The sequence below is a fragment of the Fibrobacter sp. UWH5 genome, from assembly GCF_900142505.1.
In the GTDB taxonomy this organism is placed as follows: Bacteria; Fibrobacterota; Fibrobacteria; order Fibrobacterales; family Fibrobacteraceae; genus Fibrobacter.
Window position 1 is genome coordinate 202,616 of the sequence record NZ_FRBB01000001.1, and the last position, 20,864, is coordinate 223,479.

Genomic DNA, 20,864 nt, shown 5'->3' on the forward strand with positions numbered 1-20,864 from the left:
TAACGTATCTTTGTTAAAGAGGTGTGTGAAGATGCGTAAATTAAACTTTACTTGGATTGCCGTTCTGGTGGCTACCGTCATGGCAGCTGCACAGGATGCCGGTCTTTATTTGAATTTCTCAGACGATGGCGCTGGAAATGGCGTCGTTTCTCAGTCTGTAGAGATGTGCGATCTCTGTACGACCTCTCGTCAGATTACCAATGGTAGTGTTTCCCATGAATTGAATGATATTCTTTCCACTCTGTGGAGTGGTAAGACCGCAGGAAGTGGTACGCTGACCTTCAAGTCCGATATCGATTTCCAGGAAATTGGCGAAAACGGTGAATGTGTTACTCAGCATGAACCCATCAAGATTCGCAATAAGGTCTCGATTGAGGGCAACGGCTACACCTTCAAGAATGTTTGCTACAAGAAGACCATAGACTATACCGATAGGACTACTCTTATGAGTGGCCATGTTGGTGTTTTTGATACCCTTTTCAATGCTACTGTTTCTAATATCAGGATCGAAAACGTCGATATTGAAATCAGCGCAAATGATACTGACAACATTCCTAGCGACGCCTTGAAATATTACTATGGCGTTGGAGCCTTGGTTGGTCATGTTGATAGCTCCGATATTTCTGGCATCACTCTGAAGAACGTCCGCGTTTCTAGCCTTGTTGTTGGTGGTGTTGCGGGTATTGCCCAGAGGGTAAACTTTGATGGCATTACAAGCGAAGATATGCTGGACATTTCCAACACCATCCTGATGGAAAGGAACACTGGTGCCGTCAAGGGTACGAATAGGTCAGGTCGTTATTATGCCTGTGTTGGCGGTCTTGTGGGTTATGGTCTGAACCTGTCTGCCAAGGATGTGGATATCTCTGCAGAACTGAATAGTTCCAAGGGTGCTTTTGTTGCCATGGGCGGCCTTGTGGGCCAGATGTTCATGGACAGCCGGAGGAGCAGCAAGGTTCTAAATTTCCATAATGTGAATGTCGGGGCCGGATCTTCTATTAAGGGCGGCGCTGTCATGGGTGGCCTCTTTGGTGGTTTCTTCCCCAGTGAAACTAGTTATGGCCTGGAATCCTCTTTTGATAAGGTTTCCTTTGACGGTTCAATTTCGAACTCTAGCGCTATTTCTGACTCTGTATATATTGGCGGTCTGATTGCCCGCTCCTATCAGATTATTCGCCCCCTGAAGATTTCTGAAAGTTTCGTAAAACTTTCTGTTGATGATACCCGTTCCTCTAAGGCTATCTACTATAACGCTGGTGGTCTTGTTGGTGGTATGGGTGGTAATGAAAAGGCTGTTGATACTACCGGCTATCTGTCTATCTATAATACCAAGGTCGATGGAAAAATCAAAGTTGTAGACAAGAACGCAAATAGCAGTTCTAATAAGGGCTATGTGGCTATGGGTGGCGTGGCTGGTGTGGGTTACCTTGCAGCAACAGAAAAAGCTTTTGCGAATAACACCGTCAGAGTTTCTATGGATGCAGCCCTGAATCTTTCTGAAGCAGATTCCCTGGATATGGGGGGCTTCTTTGGGTATGTGGGCATGCGTGATGAATCTAATGCGGGACTGCGGTTAAAGTCTTCTGCTTATTATGGTTTTATCAAGGTTACCGGTGTAAATAACGGAAATTATGTTGGTGGAGCCGTAGGTGAGTTCCGTAAGGGTGAAAGTGGTAATCATATTGTTTTTGATCGTATAAAGCTTTCTGCAGAAAACGCAACGTCTCTGATTTCTATTAATGCGGATGATGATGCCTCTATGAAGCGCACTGGTTATGTGGGGGGCGTTTGCGGCTACTGCAGAAGTCCGTCTATGGATAGGGTTGCCGTTCATGGCGATATTGATGTACTTGGAAACGTTGATAATGTGGATGCCCTTTATGTGGGTGGTTTTTTGGCTTACATTTCTACTGGTGCTCCTGACCGTGATTTTTACATTACGAATTCCTATCTCAAGGGAACAATCCATGTGTCGACGCCTGCTACCACAGATCATCCGTTCTATGTTGGCTATATGGGCGGCATGCTGTCCTTGAATAATTCTACTGCAGCACATACTATCATGTCTAACTATCATTTGGGTAGTGATGCTTACGATGCCTTTGGATCTTTCGTTAGCGTCACTATGAAAAGTTGGCTCGCCTCTGTTAAGTCCTGCTCTGGTGTAGAAAAAGTTTTTTGCTGGGATATTCAGTATAACGTTCGCAATGGTTCTAACAACCTGGACGAAAACGAAAACGGAACTCTTGCCGCTAGTGACATGAAGTCTTCCTTGCTCACCACATTGAATATGCCTTACCGTTTAGGTAAAGTGGATGAAAAGATCTGGACTATTGATGAAACCGGTGTAACCAACGAAGGTTATCCCTATTGGATTGGTGAACCCGAAGGTGACGTTCCCGTTGTACTTGAACCGGGAAGTTCCAGCTCCGAAGAAGTTGTTGAATCTTCCAGCAGCGCTGAACCTGAGTCTTCCAGCGAAGTTGAACAGTCTTCCTCTTCCGAAGAACCTGAATCTTCTAGTTCCAAGGAACCGGAAAGTTCCAGCTCTGTAGAAATCGTTGAATCTTCTAGCAGCGCTGAACCTGAGTCTTCCAGCGAAGCTGAACCTGAATCTTCTAGCGAAGTTGAACAGTCTTCCTCTTCCGAAGAACCTGAATCTTCTAGTTCCAAGGAACCGGAAAGCTCCAGCTCTGTAGAAATCGTTGAATCTTCTAGCAGTGTGGCCGAACCTGAGTCCTCTAGTGCAGTAGAACCCGAGTCTTCTAGTAGTGAAGTGGAAGAATCTTCTTCTTCTGTTATCGAGGTGGTTGAAGTGTCTTCTTCTAGCGAACCGCTGGTTTGGCGTGCTGGTGCCTGGAACATGGTTTCTCTGAAGGCTCTGAAGAAACATCAGATTATCCCCACGAAGGGCGATTACCTGTACTGGTGGGATGAAAGCGCTACCATTGGCGAATTCTGGCAATATCAGGCCTACGGATTCAAGGGTGATGAAAATGATGTTACTGGCTATTGGTATCAGAGCACCAAGGATATCGTAATCAATGGCAATGACCCGATTCCTGAAGGTGCAGAAATTGTTTGGGAAGTGGATAGCATCAATAGCGGTTGGAACATGGTTGCTAATCCCTATGGTCAGGCAATCGATCTTTCTTGCGATGAATTGAAGGATGTTGCTATCTGGCGTAGAAATGCTGAAGGCACAGACTATGATCCCGAGGTTAAGGTACTTGGCCCCTATGAAGGAGCTTGGATTAAGGTAAATTCTCCGAGAACGATTCGCTTTAGTGCAAAGCCGGTCGCTGCTAAAAAAGCATTGCAGAAGGCAAACTTTGCTGAAGCAGAAGGTTGGAGTCTGAAGGCAGTCCTGTCTGACGATTATGGTAGAGTTGATTCCTGGAATGTTATGGGTGTTGCCTCTCGTGAACAGAAGATGGAAGAACCTCCTGCCGGTATGGGTGGCTATGTTCGCCTGTCTATCGTTGAGGATAATGTCTTGCTGGCAAAGAGCCTCAAGTCTGAATCCGATGAAATGAGCTGGACTGTTCGACTGAGTGCATCCAATAACCATGAAGGAACTCTTCAGCTTGAAGGTGTCGAAAAGGTAAGAGCGCTGGGCAAGAAGGTCTTTGTATCTGTAGATGGTCGCACTACCGAAATGACGGAAGGTAAATCTATCAAGGTGGCTCTCAAGACCAGCTCCAAGACGGCTACGGTAACCGTAACTTCTGGCAATAAGCCTGTGGTTGCATCCAATGCCATTCGCAATATCCGCGGAATCCGTTCTGCTGAGGGGCTGAATGTGAACTTTGATGTGAACTCTGATCTGATGGGTCAGACGGCTCGAGTAGATGTGGTTAGCGTTTCTGGTAAGGTTGTGGCTACGGCTAAGTTTAACGCAAATGCCGGTGCCAACAGCGTAAACCTGAATGTCAAGGACCGTGGACTTTACATCGTCAGCGTCCGCGTGGGCAGCCAGAGTTCTGTGAAGAACATTGCCGTCAGGTAATTCAGTTTAATTAAAAATTAGACGTTATAAATCAGCGATTATACATCACTAGAATCTTCGGCGAACTTAGCAATTTGTTCGCCGATTTCGTCTGCAAGTCGGGGGTCTTCGTTATAGACCGCCACGATTTTTTTGCAACCCAATTCCAACAGTTTGCGGACCATGGCGTTGTCGCGCCTGGCTCGTAAATCGCGGATGGCCAGGTCTATCAGCTTGACGTCGGCCTGTACCGGGTAGCCCTTCATGAACTGGTAGAACTGCTTGATTTGCACTTCGTATTGTTCATCGGATTCCAGGGCTAGAAGGAACGGAATCACTCGGGTGTTTAGAAGTTTGCCCATGTCACCGACGAAGGTATTCAGGGTAACGCCCCTAGGGAACAGTTCCTCGGTGTCTTTCTGCAAATCGTCGGTATCCACAAATTCGCCAGTCTCGATCTGGGCCAGAGCTTCGTTCAGGAAATCCATTTCCTTGCGGCGGGCCTGTTCGCGGTAGACTGCCTGGTAATAGATGGGCAATGTGGTAAGGCAGTAATGAGCCTGACCTACTCCCATGAATTCGCCGATGTAGTAAATGTCGGCGTCCTCTTCCAGAATTTCGGATTCGCTAGTGAAATTTCCAATCCTTGCGGGAATGGGAATGACTTCCATGTTGGAAAGTTCGTGAAGGCGTTCGCGCATCTTATCTACGTCAACGTTTTCGGGAATCTCGATTCCTTCGGATTCCATACGTTCCAACATATTGTCAAACTTTTCGTCCATGGCGTCGGACAGGGCGCGGCGCTGGCTCTTGGTGGGCAGAGACTGTCTAAAGTCTCCTTCCAGAGTCAGGATGCCGTTCTTGATCATGTCATCAAAAGGCGAACCGCTAGTCTCGTTGTCGGGATTGGGTAAAATGCGGGCGTATGCGATCATGCGACCGCACAAGTTCTCATCATTGCCTTTTTTCTGTTCGATACCTAACATACAAGGCAAATATACAAAATGTCTTGTCTTGTAATGTCTAGGATGCGTTTTGTCGCGTCATTCATAACTTGTTTTTCCAAGTCTTCCTGAACGTGTTCGCCATATCATCTTGAACGTACCCAACGTCATCCTGAACATGTTTCAGGATCTCACTGCACACGGATAACTTGCAGTTTCTTATAACCGGGCGCTACAATGCGTACCAGATAATTGCCAGCCGGCATACCAGACACGAATTTAGAAAGTTCATGAATGTCGGAAACGTTCATATTGCGAATAAACTTTCCTTGAATGTTGTACAGCTGGACGTTAAACGTTCCGTTAACCAGATTCATCTGGTGGTTTGCTATGCCGAGGGTTGTATCCGCAGGTGTTTCGCCGCCGTTAGGATCCTCTGGATCTTCTTCCGTGATGGTTTCTACCTTCAGAGGCGTCAGCACAATCTGATCCAGGTTCGGGCCGTCATTGTTTCCTACTACAGCAAACAGGATGTAGCTTGCTCCGCGGGGCAGTTCAATTTCGATTTCCTTGGACGGGTAGGTTTTCCAGTCTGCGGTCTTTTTGAAAGTGACCTGCTGGGCCTCGGCAGGATCTGCTGCCTTGATAATTAAATCACGGTCTGCGGAACTTCCGTTGGCGTAATACATCTCCATCTTGTAGGTTCCGGCAGCTTCCACATAAACAGGAACGTTCACGTAGGAATTGCCTGCGCCGAAGTTGACATAGCCTGTACCAGCAAAGCCTGCATTGGTGCTTTCGTTGACGCCATTTTCGATAACGCCACTTTCGGCCTGGAATGTGTCTACGCCCTTTGCTGCAAAAGTGGCGCCGAGTTCAATATCGCCGGTGGCGGTAATCTCGAGGGGGTTGCTGGCAGAAGTGGCGGAAGCTCCGGTCCAGCCTTCAAAAGTCCAACCTTCGATGGGCTTGGCGGTGAATGTTGCCTTTTTGCCTTCTGCAACCTTGTTACCGCTGAGGGAACTTTCGATGGTTCCACCGATGCTGTTATTCAGGGAGACCTTGTAGTAAGTGGCATTGCTTTCTACAACGGAAACTTCGTTGGAGGTGGCGCCGAGACCGCCCATGGAGTTGGCTGCACGAACGGTAACTTTTGATCCTACAGAAACTCCCTCAAGATCAAAACTGTTGGAGGCGACGCTAGTCTTGAATTGTCCGTTTACGAATATGGCCCAGCAGCGAGCGTTTTCGTTGTCGTCCCAGACAATTTCATTTCCTTCCTGGGAAATTTTTGGGGCAGCCATTTGAACGGTCAACTTGTTGGGTTCCCAATTATCGGAACCGCCCATGACGTTTTTCAAGGTGTAATTTGCGGCATCACTGGCAGACCAAACTGTTTTCAGGGACTTGGCAGAGGAGGCATCCTTGCCGCCGTTGAAGTAAGTCTTGCGGCGGCTCACGTCAATGGCTCCGCCGTTGCCGTTCTTGCTGTTGTATTCACCGAAAACGGTGGGGGCAGAATTCATGTCGGCACCCCAACCTTCTGCTGTAGGCTGGGCGTACATGGTGGTGTTCAGGAAGGCCACCTTGGCGTGGTTCCAGGAACGTCCCAGATAGAAGGTGCCGTTATAGCTGCCATTGGAAACGTTAATCTTTGCGTTGTTGAAAACGTAGCCCCATTCGGTAGAGGTCTGTGCGGCTGTAATGTACCCGCCATTGCGAGTCATTACAAGATTCGTTCCTTCGAAAAAGACGTCTCCATTACCGCAAATGAAGTCTACGGTACCCTGGATTTCACCATCTTCCCAGTAGGTTCGGCCCTTGTTGGTATAATAGGTGTCCTGCCCACTGACCAGCTTGACGTTCTTGAAAATATTCTTGTCGCCGGAATTCTGCTGGATAGTCACCTGGCGGCATGCAGAGGATCCGCAATAGGTGCTCTTGTTCTGGATGGTCAGATCCTGCAGGTACATGCCCTTGTTTCCAGAGAGGTACAAGGTGGCTGTGTGGCCGATGCTTTCGGTATCGGTCTTGTTGGCAATAATTGCCTTGTCGCGGGTCTGGCCAATCAACGAAACGAATGAGGTGGAGAATGTGGTTTTTCCGTGACGGTCTGCCGTCACTTTGGTCAAGTCGTATTCACCATCAGGGAAGAATATGACAAAGCGTTTTGATTCGCTGGGGGAGGCGGCGCTGGCTGCGGCCATGGCGGCCTTGAAGTCTCCATCAACGCCCACAACGAAATCAAACTTTCTTTTTTCCACTGCCATGGCTGTAGAGGCAAGCCCCAGACACAACGGCGCGATAATAAAGGCGGAATTTCTTTTCATCTTTTATCCGTGTGTGAACTTGCAACTTTACTTGTTTACTCGTACCATGGAGTTCATCAGGACCTTTCCCTTTTGGGAAACTTTTACCAGGTAGGCTCCAGCCTTCATTCCCTGCATGTTCAGGTCGCGAGTTTCGCTAGTGTAGTTCTTGATAAGGTTGCCCTTAACATCGAGAATCTGGATGTTGTAAGAAGCAGATTTAACGTTCAGCAATAATGTGTTATTGATGGCCATTTCTTCCTCCTCATCGCTATCGTCATCTTCGTCAGGTTCTTCTTCAGAAATTTGTACCATGCCGGGCTTTAGATCGTCGCTCATCCAGCCGATCACATCGATATTGGCCATGCCATCCTTGCCAAGGCTGGTGAACTTGATTTCACTGTAGCCCACGGGCAATTCCACTTCGATAGGAATGGTCTTGTAGGTGGTCCATGCGCTGGTACTTTCCATGGATCCGCTTTCTACCAGAATATTGTCGCCGATGGAAAGTTGATAGTCTCTTGCAGCGGAGCCGCCGTTGGCGTAGCGGATGTATAGGGTGTATGTGCCTGCCTTGGTGGCGGTAACGCCGTAGGTCACGTAGCTTCCGATGGCGTTTGTAACGTTGGCGTATCCTTCTCCTACGAAACCTGCATTGGTTGTTTCCTTAACGCCATCGATGTCGATGAAGTTAACACCGTCAACAACAGTCTTGCAGGAATCGTCACCGCACATGGCTACGGGAGGGGGAGGCGGAACATAGGTGCCGTTCATCTTTTCGATGGCTTCCAGGTATGCCTTCTCGGTGCTGATTAATGCGGTGCCGTATTCGCCGGCCCATTGGTAACCCTTGCGGCGTTCTTCGCTAATTGCCATAAAGTTCTGGGTTTTGGTGCTGGCACCACCGCGGTCGCAGAAGAAGTAGTTGTCATTATTCACTTCGTAGAAACGATACCAAAGGACGTTGCCGGCTCGTTCTTCAAAAACGCCCTGCTTCTTGTTGAAGTAAAGTCCTGTGACCTTGGTTTTCTTGTACCAGTTAATGGCGCTGGTAATAGACTTCTGGATGGCTTCTGTCTGGTCGGGCCAGTTCATCAGGAACCATACAACGCCTGCAGATTCGCTGCCGGACTTGCTTTCCAGTTCGTAAGCGCGGGCGGGGCGAGGGGCGTAATTGGCGGTGTCATGCTGGGCGCACCAGACGGTGGGCGTGCCATTATTTATGATCTGGGCTTTCAGCAAGTAGTCGATGGCTTTTTCCAGAGCGCCTTGCATCTTGCTGCGGGTGGCGTCATCGATAATATCGGAATCGAAAGGAGCAACGCCGTTGGCGATGTCCATCATGGTCACCATGGCGCGAATCATGGCGTTGTCATTCAGGGTAATATGGTCGCTATAGTCGTTGCGCTTGGGCCAAACCTGAGGCAGACCACCGCTCTTGCGCTGCATAGTCAGCAGGAAGTTGACGGCTTTGTTAAAGCTGGACTTGAATGTGTTCTTGTAATTGCTGTTGGTGGTTTCCTTGTAACGTACAGCCAACAAGCGCATTTCCTGGACTGTAGCGTCGTTATCGATGGTGCCCACGTCGCCGCCGGTTGCAGAACGCCAACCGGATTTTTCACCGCCGGTGTAGGCACTCTTGTACTTGTCGGCCATAGCTTTGTAGAAACCGCCGTTGTCGATTTGCCAGGTGGTCATGTTATAGGCGTACTGGTCAATATCCATGCCCTTGGCGGCGGTGGTCAATTCAGAATAGCCACGGTAGCTATTCATCTTGCTCACGGCAGTTGACGGCGGCTCGTACGTGGCGCCAAATGCGCTGGTAACGCCTGCTGCAATGCCTGCAAATCCGATAAACTTCAAAACCCAATTCTTCATGCACACATCCTTTTTCTTTGTGGCAGCACCATCCTGCCGTCATGCTTAACCATTCCGCGTGGGCTGTATAACCCCAACCTACAATCTATACGTTTTTTGTAATGGTTAGCTTTTACACTCCGCGAAACCATTGTCTACAGACTACACTTCCAGGAAAATAAAACTATACCGATTTTTCGGCTTTTTTCATTGAAAAAACAGATTTCTCTTGTCAATTTATCAATGGAACGTGCTAACTGTTTTTGGTTCATTTTTGGCATGAAATTTGCGTTATCAAATATGATTCTTCAGACTTTATAAAGAACCTTAAATTTTCTAGATTTTTCGTCGAAAAATTTAACGAGGGAAACCATGAATCCTAAGATCTATTACACCATTACCGACGAGTCTCCGTTTTTGGCAACTCAGTCCCTCCTGCCCATCGTAAGCGCTTTCGCAAAGACTGCCAATATCGATGTGGAAACCAAGAATATTTCTCTGGCTGGCCGTATTTTGGCTGCTTTCGGCAAGGCCGAAGACGACCTGGCTTTCCTGGGTAAGCTCTCCCTGGATGCAAGCGCCAATATCATCAAGCTCCCCAACATTTCCGCTTCCGTTCCTCAGTTGAAGGCCGCTATCGCCGAACTGAAGGCTAACGGCTACGACCTGCCGGATTATCCGGATGCTCCTGCTACCGAAGAAGAAAAGGAAATCCGCGCCAAGTACGACAAGGTGAAGGGCTCCGCAGTGAACCCGGTGCTCCGTCAGGGTAACTCTGACCGTCGCGCTCCCAAGGCTGTTAAGAACTACGCCAAGAAGAACCCCCACAAGATGGGTGCCTGGACTGCCGACAGCAAGACTCATGTTTCTTACATGACCGCTGACGATTTCTACGGTAACGAAAAGTCTGTCACCATCGCTGACGCCGACACCTTCAAGATTGAATTTGTGGCTGCTGATGGTTCCGTTACTGAACTCCGCGCTGCAAAGCCCACTCTGGCTGGCGAAATCCTGGATGCTACCGTGCTCCGCATGGCTGCTCTCGAAAAGTTCGTTGCCGACCAGATGGCTGATGCCAAGGCTAAGGGCGTGCTCTTCTCCGTGCATCTGAAGGCTACCATGATGAAGGTTTCCGACCCCGTCATGTTTGGCGCTTTCGTTCGCGTGTTCTTCAAGGACGTTTTCACCAAGTATGCCGACCTGTTCAAGGAACTGGGCATCGACGCCAACAACGGTCTGGGCGACCTCTACAAGCGTCTGGAAGGCAATGCCAAGGAAGCTGAAGTCAAGGCTGCAATCGATGCTGCTCTGGCCAACGGCCCGGCTCTCGCCATGGTGGATTCCGACAAGGGTATTACCAACCTCCATGTTCCCAGCGACGTGATCATCGACGCTTCTATGCCGGCTATGATTCGCAACTCCGGTATGATGTGGAACAAGGAAGGCAAGCTCCAGGAAGTGAAGGCTTGCATTCCGGACCGCTGCTATGCAGGTATCTACGAAGCTACCGTTGATTTCCACAAGAAGAACGGCGCATTCGATCCCACTACTATGGGCTCTACCTCCAACGTGGGCCTCATGGCTCAGGGTGCCGAAGAATACGGCTCTCACGATAAGACCTTCATTGCCAAGGGCAAGGGCGTTATCCGTGCTGTGAACAGCAAGGGTGAAGTTCTCCTTTCTCAGGACGTTGAAGCTGGCGACATCTTCCGTATGTGCCAGGCCAAGGACGCTCCCATCAAGGACTGGGTCAAGCTGGCTGTGAACCGCGCCCGCGTTTCCAACACTCCCGCTATTTTCTGGCTGGACCCCCAGCGTGCCCACGACCGCGAAATCCAGAAGAAGGTGGAAGTCTACCTGAAGGATCACGACCTCTCCGGTCTCGACATCAAGATTATGGACCCCAAGTCCGCAGTTACCGAATCCCTGACCCGCGCCAAGGCCGGTCTCGATACCATCAGCGTTACCGGTAACGTCATGCGAGACTACCTCACTGACCTGTTCCCGATTTTGGAACTTGGTACCTCCGCTAAGATGTACTCCATCGTGCCGCTCATGGCTGGTGGTGGCCTCTTCGAAACTGGTGCAGGTGGCTCCGCTCCTAAGCAGGTCCAGCAGTTCCTTGCTGAAAACTACCTGCGTTGGGACTCCCTGGGTGAATACTTCGCCCTGGTTCCTTCCTTCGAACAGATTGCCTCTACTACCGGCAATAAGAAGGCTAAGGTCCTGGCTGACACTCTGGACGAAGCTAACGGTCGCATTCTCGAAAACAACCGCACTCCGGCCCGTAAGCTGGGCGACCTGGATAACCGCGGTTCTCACTTCTACCTGGCTATGTACTGGGCCGAAGCCCTTGCCGCACAGACTGCCGATGCAGAACTGGCTGCAAAGTTCGCTCCCGTAGCCGCAGCCCTTACCGCTGGCGAAAAGGACATCGTTGCCGCTTACGCTGCAGAACAAGGTAAGCCCGCTGACATCGGCGGTTACTACCTGCCCAAGGCTGAACTCCTCAAGAAGTGGATGCGCCCTGTGGAACAGTTCAACAAGGTCATCGACGCTATCTAATTAGCGGGCGGCGCGGCGAATCATTTCGCCGTCATCCTGAGAGGCGAAGCCGCGAAGGATCCAATGACGAAAAAAGAACCGGAATAGAATTCCGGTTCTTTTTTTACAAGGAGAGAGAGAATCTGCGTTTAAGTCCAACTTGAGCAATAGCCTTTGCCTTTCCAACTGTTATTACCGCATTCGCTGGCTCGACGCCATTGACTGCAACCGGCCTTGCCGGTGTTTTGACCGGCACAAAGGACATCCACGTATCCGAAGTATGCCTTGGCTTCTGCTTCAGAATTGGTATAGCAGATTTCCTTGGCAGCCGGTTCTTCAGAACTGTTGTAGGCCTCGGTGCTGATTTCTTCGCTGCTCTGGCTGATTACGTTTCCGTTGATGGTGACGTTCGTGCCGGACTTATTGACCTTGCAGTTGTTCTTGTTCTTGCAAGTCAGCAGTCCCTGGTCTGCGGCTTCCTGGATAAGGTCCTGTCTGGCGTTGTAGCATTCGTTCCACTTGTGGCCGGCTTTACTCCAGCCGCCATGGTTTGAACTGACGTTGCCGTTCAGCTTGCACCAGCTCGGCGGACACTTGTTTCCTCCGGTGGTATACATTACACCGCAAGAACCGTCATCTTCTTCAGTCCAGTTTTCATCGGCATCGTAGAAGGTATTGGCTGTCTGAGTGTTAGACGAACTTGACGGAGTATTCTCATTTCCGTTATTTCCACTATTGCCGTTGTTTCCGGTGTTTGTGGAGCTAGAGGAATTGCTGCCGGTATTGTTTGCCGGTGAGGACGGATTCGAGGAGGCGTCTGCTACGACCATATCGCTGGGCGGAGTGTCCATAGAAATGGTGCTCTGGAAAAAGGCCCAGTCGCCCGAAAGGGGGGCGCATTCGGCTGAAGTCTCCTTAGATTCGATATACGGCTTGAATTCAATTTCAGTGTCGCTGATTGCAATAGCCTTCAGTTTCCACTGGTTGCCTGCCTTGCATCCGCTCAGGCTTACAAAGTTTTCGGCCTGCCAGCTTACCTTGCCTGCACTCAGATCCTTGGAAATGTTGTCAGTTTTGATCGAGGAAATGACTTCGCCTCTGGTGTAGACGAAGGTGTCGGTCTTACCTCTTTTGCCCGGGGCTTCGTAACCGATCTTTTTCCAGGTGCCAAAGGACTTGTGTTCATACAGGTAGGCGGCCTGAAGCTTGGTGTAGGTTGCGGCGGCGGGAGTCAATTCGGTGGCCTTGGATTTGGAAATGGAGCTGGAAAGCTTAGGAACCGCCACGGCAGTAAGTAAGCCGGAGATGGAGATGGCTACCATCAATTCTGCGAGTGTGAAACCATGCTTTCTCATAAGAACCCCCAAAGCCTTATCAAAAGTCTTGTTGTAAGTTTTTTGTCATAATTTGAATGTAATATTGTATTCTTACAATTGTTCTTTTTTTCTTACAATTTGACTTCCACTTTGGATTAGACTAAGTGATTATGGGCATGCCCAGTAAGAAAGTCTGATTTTAATGGGAATTTAGAGCTATATTGTAAGGTATGAACAATCCTACCGCACATAGAAATGTTTCTGGAGCCAAAGGTTTTACCCTTGTAGAAGTATTGGTGGTTGTGGCCATCATGGGCATTCTTTCTGCTATGGGTGTGGCGGGCCTTCAGGGTGCCGTAGAAAATAACCGCGTCAAGGATGCCGCTCTAAACACAGCTGCCTTCCTAGAACGTGTGGCCAGTGATGCTAACAGAAGATCCGAGACGCTGTGCCTTAAGAAATCCGGCGATCGAAGGATTGAAGTGTACATCGGTGATGATTGTTCTAAGCCTACTGGTGATCCTGTTGACCATATGGATCTGGATCCGCCTTTGACGTTTGTTACTGACAAGACCTTTGATTTTACCAACGCGTTTGAGTGTGCGAGTTGCGAAGAAAATTGGCTGGCTGGTGCTGGTGTTTTTACACCTAGGCTTGGCCTTTCTGCGGCTCCCATTGCAGGATTTGTTGCCGCTCAGTATGGATCCACTTCGCACTATGCCATTGCATTAAAGTCTCCCACAAAGAATAAGATTATGGCCATAGATGCAGATGATGATGGTGGATTTGATTATAATGAACTCTAGGGTTCAAATCTAACGGTCTAGAGTGCCATCGTCCAGGCTATGGCGAATAAACCGTAATAGACGGCCAGACCGACAATATCGACGAATGTAACCGGCGTTCCCCAGCGGAGCGCCTTTTTCGTTGGAATCAGTCCGCAGAATAGGCCTGCGATGAATCCGTAGCCGTGTCCTAGAATGTCTGCATTTTCTCCTAGACCGAGAAATACGGCCAGGGAAGTGGCTCCACAGAGGGGTGCAAAACGGCGCAGGAGTCCGTGAGATTCCCTAGGCATCAGGCGGAACTCCATGACGGCGAGACAGCCGATGGCGGCGAAAACGAAGGTGGAAAATCCCAGGGCGCTGAAGTTTGTCTTGACGGTCATGGAAACGCAGATGTTGGCGACGGCACTGGAGATTGCCAAAAAGGGAGCTAGGCGCAACAGGGGGATGCGGTAGGTAATCATGTTCATGACAATGTATCCGCACAGGATGTTGGAGGCCAGGTGTCGCGCGTCGCCGTGGAGGGTGAGTGCGGTAAGGCTTCTCCACCATTGTCCTTTTAGAACTTTGCTTGCGTCGGATACGCCGGGTAAATGCAAGTTGACTACGTCGGCAAAATCAAGTAGGGTGGCGATGAGTACCGGAATAAAAATCCAGAGAGGCTGTAGGCTGAAACTCAGTGGCTGTGGCAGATTCTCTTCCTTGGGCGGATTTTCCTTTTGGTACAGGGCGATCTGGTCGCGGGCGAATTCTTCAAATTCCGGCAATACGAAAATCTGGAAGGGGCCTTCCTCGCTGCGATCTAGACGATGCTCTACGCCCTGGGAAAGAAGGACTAGGCTGTAATCGCGAATTTGTCTGAAAGTACCTTCGGCAATGCAACTGGATTCAGGGAAGGACTGCTCGGAGAGGGACTGCTCTTCGTTGGCGATTTGTTGTTCGTTGGAGTCCAGGGTGTTGTTGGCTGGGGGGTGTGCCGTGCTGGTTATGGACGTGATTTTTATATGGGGGTGAATTTCCGAGGAGTCCCGCAAGTATCTGGGGCGTAGTGGCGACATGAACCTTGACATTGAATCTCCTTGGAAAACCTCTGACATAATATACAAAGGTTTAGGTTTGATGCCTGAAGATTACGAATTGTTGCGGAAAGACTAGATGTTCTTTTTATGGATTGCCGCAGATGTTAACGCATACTTGTAACAAGAAGTAAGACATTCTGCACGGAGGTAAGCAAAGTCTTCGAAGGGGACCGTAATGTCTGTGGCGGGGCGGGCGGCCACCTGGCTTGCCAGGTGGAGCTCTTCCTTCGGAGCGAGCTTGCCGTTTAACAAACGGCGCCGCCCGTATATGCGGACATAGCGGAAGGCTTCACCTGTCTCGGGCGTGCTGCGGGCATGGAACGTTACAGCGGATTCGCCCCGGTCTGTCACGCGCTCCCACCAGAGGGCGGGTCCGTCAGTAATGTAACAGTTGTCGCCGCAGAAAGCTGCGTTCACGTCGTCAAGAGTCAAGGGCTGTTCCTTGTGGCATCCGTCTGCCTGGGGAATATTTTCTTCGGCGCTCGTCGGATTCTCGCAAGGCTTTTGCGCTAGGCGAACCACGGTTCTGACGTACCCGAATACGTGATGCCTGTTGTTCTTTAGTTCAATTAGCGGTAACCTGACTGCGGTCGTATCATTCATATCGCCGTGGGCATCGTTTCCGCCGATGGGCAACAGGTAGTTTTCCTTGCCCAGTTCCTGGATCCACCATTCTCGCCCCAGCTTGAATCCTTCGTCACGGATGCCGTTCCAGAATTGGATGCCGCGGATGGGGTGGGTGCTGCCGGTCTGCAAATCCACCGAGTGCCAGAAACCGCGCCGGAAGATGAACTTCTCCAGGCCGCTCATTTCCTGATAGGGGTGTGCCGCAAAGCAGTGGCTGCCTGTCATTTTCAGCAGGTCGGGAATCTTCAGGGTGGGGCGGTTCTGGAGCCAGTTTCGTCCGCAGTCCCCAAGGCCCGGCAAATAGCAGTCGGAGCCAAGGACGGTCATGTGGACATTCTCTCCCTTGGAATTGCCTGCGGAAACTTCTTCGCCGGCGATCATCAGGGGCTTGTCCTCGGCCCTGTTGCACAGGTCCACTTCCTTCTGCAAGGCTTCGAAGCGTGGCATGGGGGAGGGAGCTGCCTGGGTGTAGTCTTCGGTGAGGAAGGCGAAATCGTAGGCGTGGTCCGTTAGACTTACGAAATCCAGACCCACGGCCTTTGCTGCCTGCTGGAATACGGCGGGGGTTGCACCATGTTCTACGTGGTCGGCGGAGTAGTGGGTGTGGCAATGCATTTCGCCGGCGATGTAGCCCTCGGGCTTGGGCAAGTCCTGTGCCAGCACCTGGATTTTTAGGGGGGCGGGCTTTAGCAGGGGGTGGTTCCAGCGGGAGAATTTTTTGACCTTGCCGTTTTGCTTACTGCGGACGGTGACCTTGCAATGGATGCTGTAGGTCCCAGGTGCAAGGTCTCCCAAGTCTACGGGGTAGAATCCGAACTGCTGGTTGGCCTCGATTTGAAGGTTCTGCTGTCGCGGGGCGGATTCGTCTTGGGCGGTGGCAGGCTGGCAGTCTATTTCAATGTTTTCGATAACGACGGGGAACCGGTGGGCGTCCCTGACCACGATCCACAAGGTGGGCCTGGAACCCGGTACAAACTGGAAGGGGGCGTCTACAAGAATCTCTGGCCAGGGCCTGTAAAGCAGGGACCAGGGGAGTTTAAACTTGAAGTGGGTTTCTGCGTATTGCAGGGGCTCGCCGGGAATCAGACTCATTTTGCCTCGGGGGCGGGCTCTTCGGCGGGTGTGGCTTCAGCGGGCTCTATTTCTTTTTCTTTATCGTTTGCGGTCTCGTTTTCGACGTCCGTCCCTATCTTTGTGGATGCCTTGTTTTCGGTTTCCTCGACAGGTTCCGGTTCGTTCCACAAACCAAAGCTTACTCGTACCTGCATCATCAAGCCGCCGATGTTCCATTTAGCCTTTTCCTGGGGGCCGTCAGGTACGATGTCGGCGAAAGTCTTGTTGGATTCTACGGAGATACTGCTGAAGCCGATGTCTCCGTACACGTTAAAATTTTTCCAGCTGGCAATCAGGTAGCCGACTCCCACGCCGAATCCTGCACCGGTAACGGGTGTCTTGGCGTCTAGCTTGCCCCAGGTGGTGTAGATTTCCGTGCCGGGAAGTACCCAGTACCAACGGACCGAAATGCTGAAGAGGCTTTCGCCGGAAAGTGTCATCAGGTTTTTGGGGATGCCCAGACGGTATTCCAGGAACAGGGGCATGCCCTGGATGGTGTAGCTGTAGTTGTGGGTTCTGCCCTTGCGGTCGGTCAGCACCACGGATTCGTTATCGTAGATGAATCCGACACCTGCGCTAATGAACTGGTCCCTAAAAATCTGGAACTGCAGACCTGCGCTAACAGGGAAACAGAAGTTCACCTTCTGAAAATCCTGCTTGGCCACGTTCAGGGAATCGGTTTCGGTCTGGGCGTCTTCGCGGAAACTATAGTAGATGGTGTCGATGGCGTCCTGAAAGTATTTGCGCTGGTCAAAACTGAGGAACGATACGGAGGGCTGCAGGAACAGGGATAGCCTGGAACGGTCATGTTCCACCTTGTCTTCGTCTGCGAAGGCTGAGATTGCCATCAGCAAGATGGCCAGGGCTATATTCCGGTAGAACTTCATTATCAGTTCTGCATATCCTTTTCTTCTTTTTCGATTCGCTTACTTTCGGAATCCTTCTTCATGCGCTTGGCGAAGGCGACTTCGGCCTTGTCGATTTTACCTTCGATCTTTTCGATGTCCTTGCGGAAGTCCTTGTCGTCTTCCTTCAGTTCGTTGCGGGCGATGTTCAGGTAAAGTCTTGCGGTTTCAAACTGGTCCAGTTCGATATAGGACTTGGTCAGGAAAATCAAGGCTTCTTCGCGACGCTTGGCGGTGGGGTAGGTTTCCAGGAATTCCTTGAAGTAGATGACGGCGGCCTGGTACTTGTCCATGCGCCAGTAAAGGCGGCCCTTCTGGAATTCCTTTTCTGCCAGACGGTCAATAAGCAGCTGGTAGTAATAGTTCACGGAATCGCGGAGGGGGGATTCCGGATAGTTGGAAAGGTAACGTTCGAAGTCCCTCATGGCCACGTTGGTGTTGGCTTCGTCGCGGTCCACACGGAATTCCATGTTGAAGGAGGAAATGGCCTTGCGGAATTCTGCGGTCTCGATGAAGGGGGAGCCGGGGAAGTTCAGGATAAAGCTACCATATTCTCCACGGGCTTCAATCCAGTCTTCCTGATTGAAGTAGCTTTCTGCCAACAGGAATTGGGCCTGTTCCATGAATCCGGTACCGGCGCAGGTAGAGAGGATCTCTTCCAGCTTTTCTGTGGTACGGCCATACTTGCCTGCCTTGAACAATTCTTCTGCCTTGTCGTAGCGAACCTTACACCATTCTGTGTGTTTCATCTTGGGACCGCTGGAGGAACATCCGGCGATCAGTGCTGCGGTAGAAAAAATGCAGAGGAACAGGGGAATCTTTTTGAACAGCATCATTTTTTTTCTTTGGTTAATTCTAACTTTACCGCCGTAAATTAGCAAAAATTGGCAGTCCAGAAAAATGATTTTAGTCCGCTATGTCTTGAAAGAGCTGATCGCCCCCTTCCTGGCGTCTCTTTTTGGCATTACGTTTCTATTTGTAGTGGATTTTTTGGTCAAAATTCTAGACAGTGTCTTGTCCAAGGGGCTTCCCACTTCTACGGTGGTTGAAATCTTTGTACTGAACCTGGCCTGGATGCTTTCCCTTTCTATTCCCATGGCCGTTCTTGTGGCGAGCCTTATGGCCTTTGGCCGACTGTCCGGAGACCAGGAAATTACGGCCTGCAAGGCCGCCGGTATTTCTCCCCTTTCCCTGATGAGGCCAGTGCTGATTGTTTCGCTCCTGGTGTCGGTGCTGATGGTGGTGTTCAACAACTGGGTCTTGCCCGAGGCCAACCACCGTTCCGTGGAACTGATGAGTGCTGTGTCCCGCAAGAAGCCCCATGCCTTTATTGATGCGGGTCGACTGATTACCCAGTTCCCGGGGGTCCAGCTTTGGGTAAACCATATCGATCCCACTACGGGTACCCTGTATGGCATTCAAATTTTTGAAATGGAAAAGAAGGGGGCGCCTCGTATTGTCTATGCCGACAGTGCCTCCATGGAATACGCTGACAATGGAGCAACTCTTATGCTCCGCCTGCGCAGTGGCGAAAACCATATGACAGACCCGGATAATCCGGAAAACTATTTCCGCATCCGATTCTTCAGTCAGGATCTGGCCATGAAGAATGTGGATGACCGTCTGGAACGCCGCAACCGCAGTTATCGCAGCGACCGCGAAATGCCCATTGAGATGATGCAGGATGTGGTGGATGACGCGCGAAAGAAGTACGTGGAGTTCCGTAAGGACGCCCTGGAAAAACGTCTGAGTACGTTGGTGGCTCTCCAAAAGAATGTGGTCGGTGACTCCGTTGTCCCTGACATCAAGGAAAGTAATATCGAGATTGATTCCGTCCAACGCCGCCGGTCCCTGCAGCGCCTGCGAGTACAGGAGGTGTCTGCCCTCCGCACCACGGAACGTGCTTTTGGCCGTGTAGAGGCGGAATTGAAACGAGAGGCTCAATATACGGTCGAAATCCAGAAGAAAATCAGTACCGGCGTGGCCTGCTTTATCTTTATTCTGATTGGGGCGCCTTTGGGAATCATGGCTCGCAAGGGTGGTATTGGTACAGGTATCCTTTACAGTCTATCGTTCTTTGTGATTTACTGGATTTGCCTTATTGGTGGCGAAAATCTGGCTGACCGTCTGGTCGTCAGTCCTTATCTGGCCATGTGGGCTTCCAATATCATTATCGGAATTTTTGGTATCTTCATTACGATCGCCATGGTCCGTGACCGCTTCTCGGGAGACTCCAAGTTCTTCAGGGGTGTTCGTGCGGTCAAGGGCTTCTTTGGTAGGGGCTTCAAGAAAGTCTTCGGGAGGTTCGGGTGAAGTTTACAAGGTACATGCTATGGAACTTCTTCAAGATGTTCCTTATTGTGCTTCTTGGTGCAGTCCTCATGTTCGTGGTTATCGACTTTGTGGGAAACATCAAGACCTGGTCTACCCGCGAGACCAAGGATGCAGTGGACTATTACGTCTGCTACTTGCCGTACATGGTGTATTTGATTACTCCCGTGGCCTGTTTTATTTCAATCCTGGCTTCCGTAGGCAATATGGCTCGCCACCTGGAAATGAGCGCCATGCAGAGCTCTGGACAGAGCCCGCTCAAGACACTGTTCCCCATTTTTGTTTTTGGAATTCTTGTGTCGGTGGGTTCTTATGAAATGAGTGAATATTGGCTTCCTGACGCTAACCATAAACGTCTGGAAATTATGGAAACTAACGCCCAGAAAAAGAAGAATCCCCGCATCAAGGAAAAACAGGAATTTACCTTTATCGACAGTGAGAAGGCTAGCTGGTTCTTTAGACATTATTCTGGCAAGAGCAAACTGGGACGAGACGTGCTCCTTTTGCTGCGCGACGAAGGTCGCCTCCAGGAACGCTTTGATGCCAAGGTGGTCCGTTGGCTGGAGGATGAAGGATGCTGGCAGTTTGAACGGGGACATCGACGCGTCTTCCAGAAAGATGGCTCTGTGAAAGTCTACAAGTTCGTTCGCGAAAAGGCCTGTGACCAAGTTTCTACCCGTCCAGAAGACCTCATTAATGAACGTCAGGTTTCCGATGAAATGGATTCCAAAATGGTCAAGAAGAGGATCGAGGTATTGAAGCGCTCCGGTGAAGATACCCGTACCATGGAAACCGCACTGCACTTTAAGCGGTCTGCTCACTGGATGAACCTGATTGTGCTCCTGATTGGTGCCGCACTTTGCCATCGTTATAGCCGTTCTGGGGGGCTTTCCCAGAAATTTGGCATTGGTCTGTTGATTGTATTTAGCTATTATATTCTTGAACGAATAGGATTGAAAATGGGAGAAAATGGTGCGTTGTCGCCTTTCTGGGCGGCATGGATCAGCCACTTCGTCTATGGTGGCGTGGCGACAGTAATGTTGTACCGTTCCTTCCGATTATAGGG

General features: G+C 50.4%; 13 protein-coding genes. 5 read left to right on the forward strand and 8 right to left on the reverse strand.

The window, feature by feature from the left end; translation table 11 throughout:
* Window positions 1-31: 31 nt before the first annotated feature.
* The gene (locus BUB38_RS00950) at window positions 32-4,009 is read left to right on the forward strand and encodes a T9SS type A sorting domain-containing protein (protein ID WP_073155804.1); all 3,978 of its coding nucleotides are present in this window, start codon (window positions 32-34) and stop codon (window positions 4,007-4,009) included.
* A gap of 38 nt (window positions 4,010-4,047) precedes the next feature.
* Here the strand turns inward: BUB38_RS00950 and BUB38_RS00955 are convergent, their stop codons facing one another.
* The 3 genes from BUB38_RS00955 to pelA form a co-directional block, all read right to left on the reverse strand.
* A complete protein-coding gene (locus BUB38_RS00955; protein WP_073155807.1) occupies window positions 4,048-4,974 on the reverse strand; it encodes a hypothetical protein in 927 nt (308 codons plus the stop codon).
* A 149-nt stretch (window positions 4,975-5,123) separates the two neighbouring features.
* A complete protein-coding gene (locus BUB38_RS00960; RefSeq protein WP_073155809.1) occupies window positions 5,124-7,262 on the reverse strand; it encodes a pectinesterase family protein in 2,139 nt (712 codons plus the stop codon).
* 27 nt (window positions 7,263-7,289) lie between these two features.
* Window positions 7,290-9,119 carry a pectate lyase gene (pelA, locus tag BUB38_RS00965; protein ID WP_083537978.1) on the reverse strand — a complete coding sequence of 610 codons (1,830 nt, stop codon included), beginning with the start codon at window positions 9,117-9,119 and terminating at the stop codon, window positions 7,290-7,292.
* Window positions 9,120-9,470: 351 nt separating this feature from the next.
* On the opposite strand from pelA, the gene BUB38_RS00970 reads away from it, so the two are divergent.
* The gene (locus BUB38_RS00970; RefSeq protein ID WP_073155812.1) at window positions 9,471-11,663 is read left to right on the forward strand and encodes an NADP-dependent isocitrate dehydrogenase; all 2,193 of its coding nucleotides are present in this window, start codon (window positions 9,471-9,473) and stop codon (window positions 11,661-11,663) included.
* 128 nt (window positions 11,664-11,791) lie between these two features.
* Here the strand turns inward: BUB38_RS00970 and BUB38_RS00975 are convergent, their stop codons facing one another.
* Window positions 11,792-12,997, reverse strand: a complete 1,206-nt coding sequence (locus BUB38_RS00975; protein WP_073155816.1) for a type II secretion system protein — start codon at window positions 12,995-12,997, stop codon at window positions 11,792-11,794.
* Window positions 12,998-13,188: 191 nt separating this feature from the next.
* Between BUB38_RS00975 and BUB38_RS00980 the strand changes: the two genes are divergently transcribed.
* A complete protein-coding gene (locus BUB38_RS00980) occupies window positions 13,189-13,764 on the forward strand; it encodes a pilus assembly FimT family protein (protein ID WP_073155818.1) in 576 nt (191 codons plus the stop codon).
* A 17-nt stretch (window positions 13,765-13,781) separates the two neighbouring features.
* Here the strand turns inward: BUB38_RS00980 and BUB38_RS00985 are convergent, their stop codons facing one another.
* The 4 genes from BUB38_RS00985 to BUB38_RS01000 all read right to left on the reverse strand — a co-directional run bounded on the left by BUB38_RS00985 (window position 13,782) and on the right by BUB38_RS01000 (window position 18,303).
* Window positions 13,782-14,813, reverse strand: coding sequence for a rhomboid family intramembrane serine protease (locus tag BUB38_RS00985; RefSeq protein WP_073155820.1), 1,032 nt, complete (start codon window positions 14,811-14,813; stop codon window positions 13,782-13,784).
* 81 nt (window positions 14,814-14,894) lie between these two features.
* Complete coding sequence (locus BUB38_RS00990; protein WP_073155822.1) at window positions 14,895-16,541, reverse strand: PHP domain-containing protein; 1,647 nt, start codon at window positions 16,539-16,541, stop codon at window positions 14,895-14,897.
* Window positions 16,538-17,449 carry a hypothetical protein gene (locus BUB38_RS00995; protein ID WP_073155825.1) on the reverse strand — a complete coding sequence of 304 codons (912 nt, stop codon included), beginning with the start codon at window positions 17,447-17,449 and terminating at the stop codon, window positions 16,538-16,540. The genes BUB38_RS00990 and BUB38_RS00995 overlap by 4 nt, the downstream gene beginning before the upstream one ends.
* A gap of 2 nt (window positions 17,450-17,451) precedes the next feature.
* Window positions 17,452-18,303, reverse strand: a complete 852-nt coding sequence (locus BUB38_RS01000; RefSeq protein ID WP_073233637.1) for an outer membrane protein assembly factor BamD — start codon at window positions 18,301-18,303, stop codon at window positions 17,452-17,454.
* A 64-nt stretch (window positions 18,304-18,367) separates the two neighbouring features.
* Here BUB38_RS01000 and BUB38_RS01005 point away from each other — a divergent pair, with 64 nt between their 5' ends.
* A complete protein-coding gene (locus BUB38_RS01005; protein ID WP_073155830.1) occupies window positions 18,368-19,780 on the forward strand; it encodes an LptF/LptG family permease in 1,413 nt (470 codons plus the stop codon).
* Entirely contained in the window at window positions 19,777-20,862 is a 1,086-nt protein-coding gene (locus BUB38_RS01010) for an LptF/LptG family permease (RefSeq protein ID WP_073155833.1), read from the forward strand. The genes BUB38_RS01005 and BUB38_RS01010 overlap by 4 nt, the downstream gene beginning before the upstream one ends.
* Window positions 20,863-20,864: the final 2 nt, after the last annotated feature.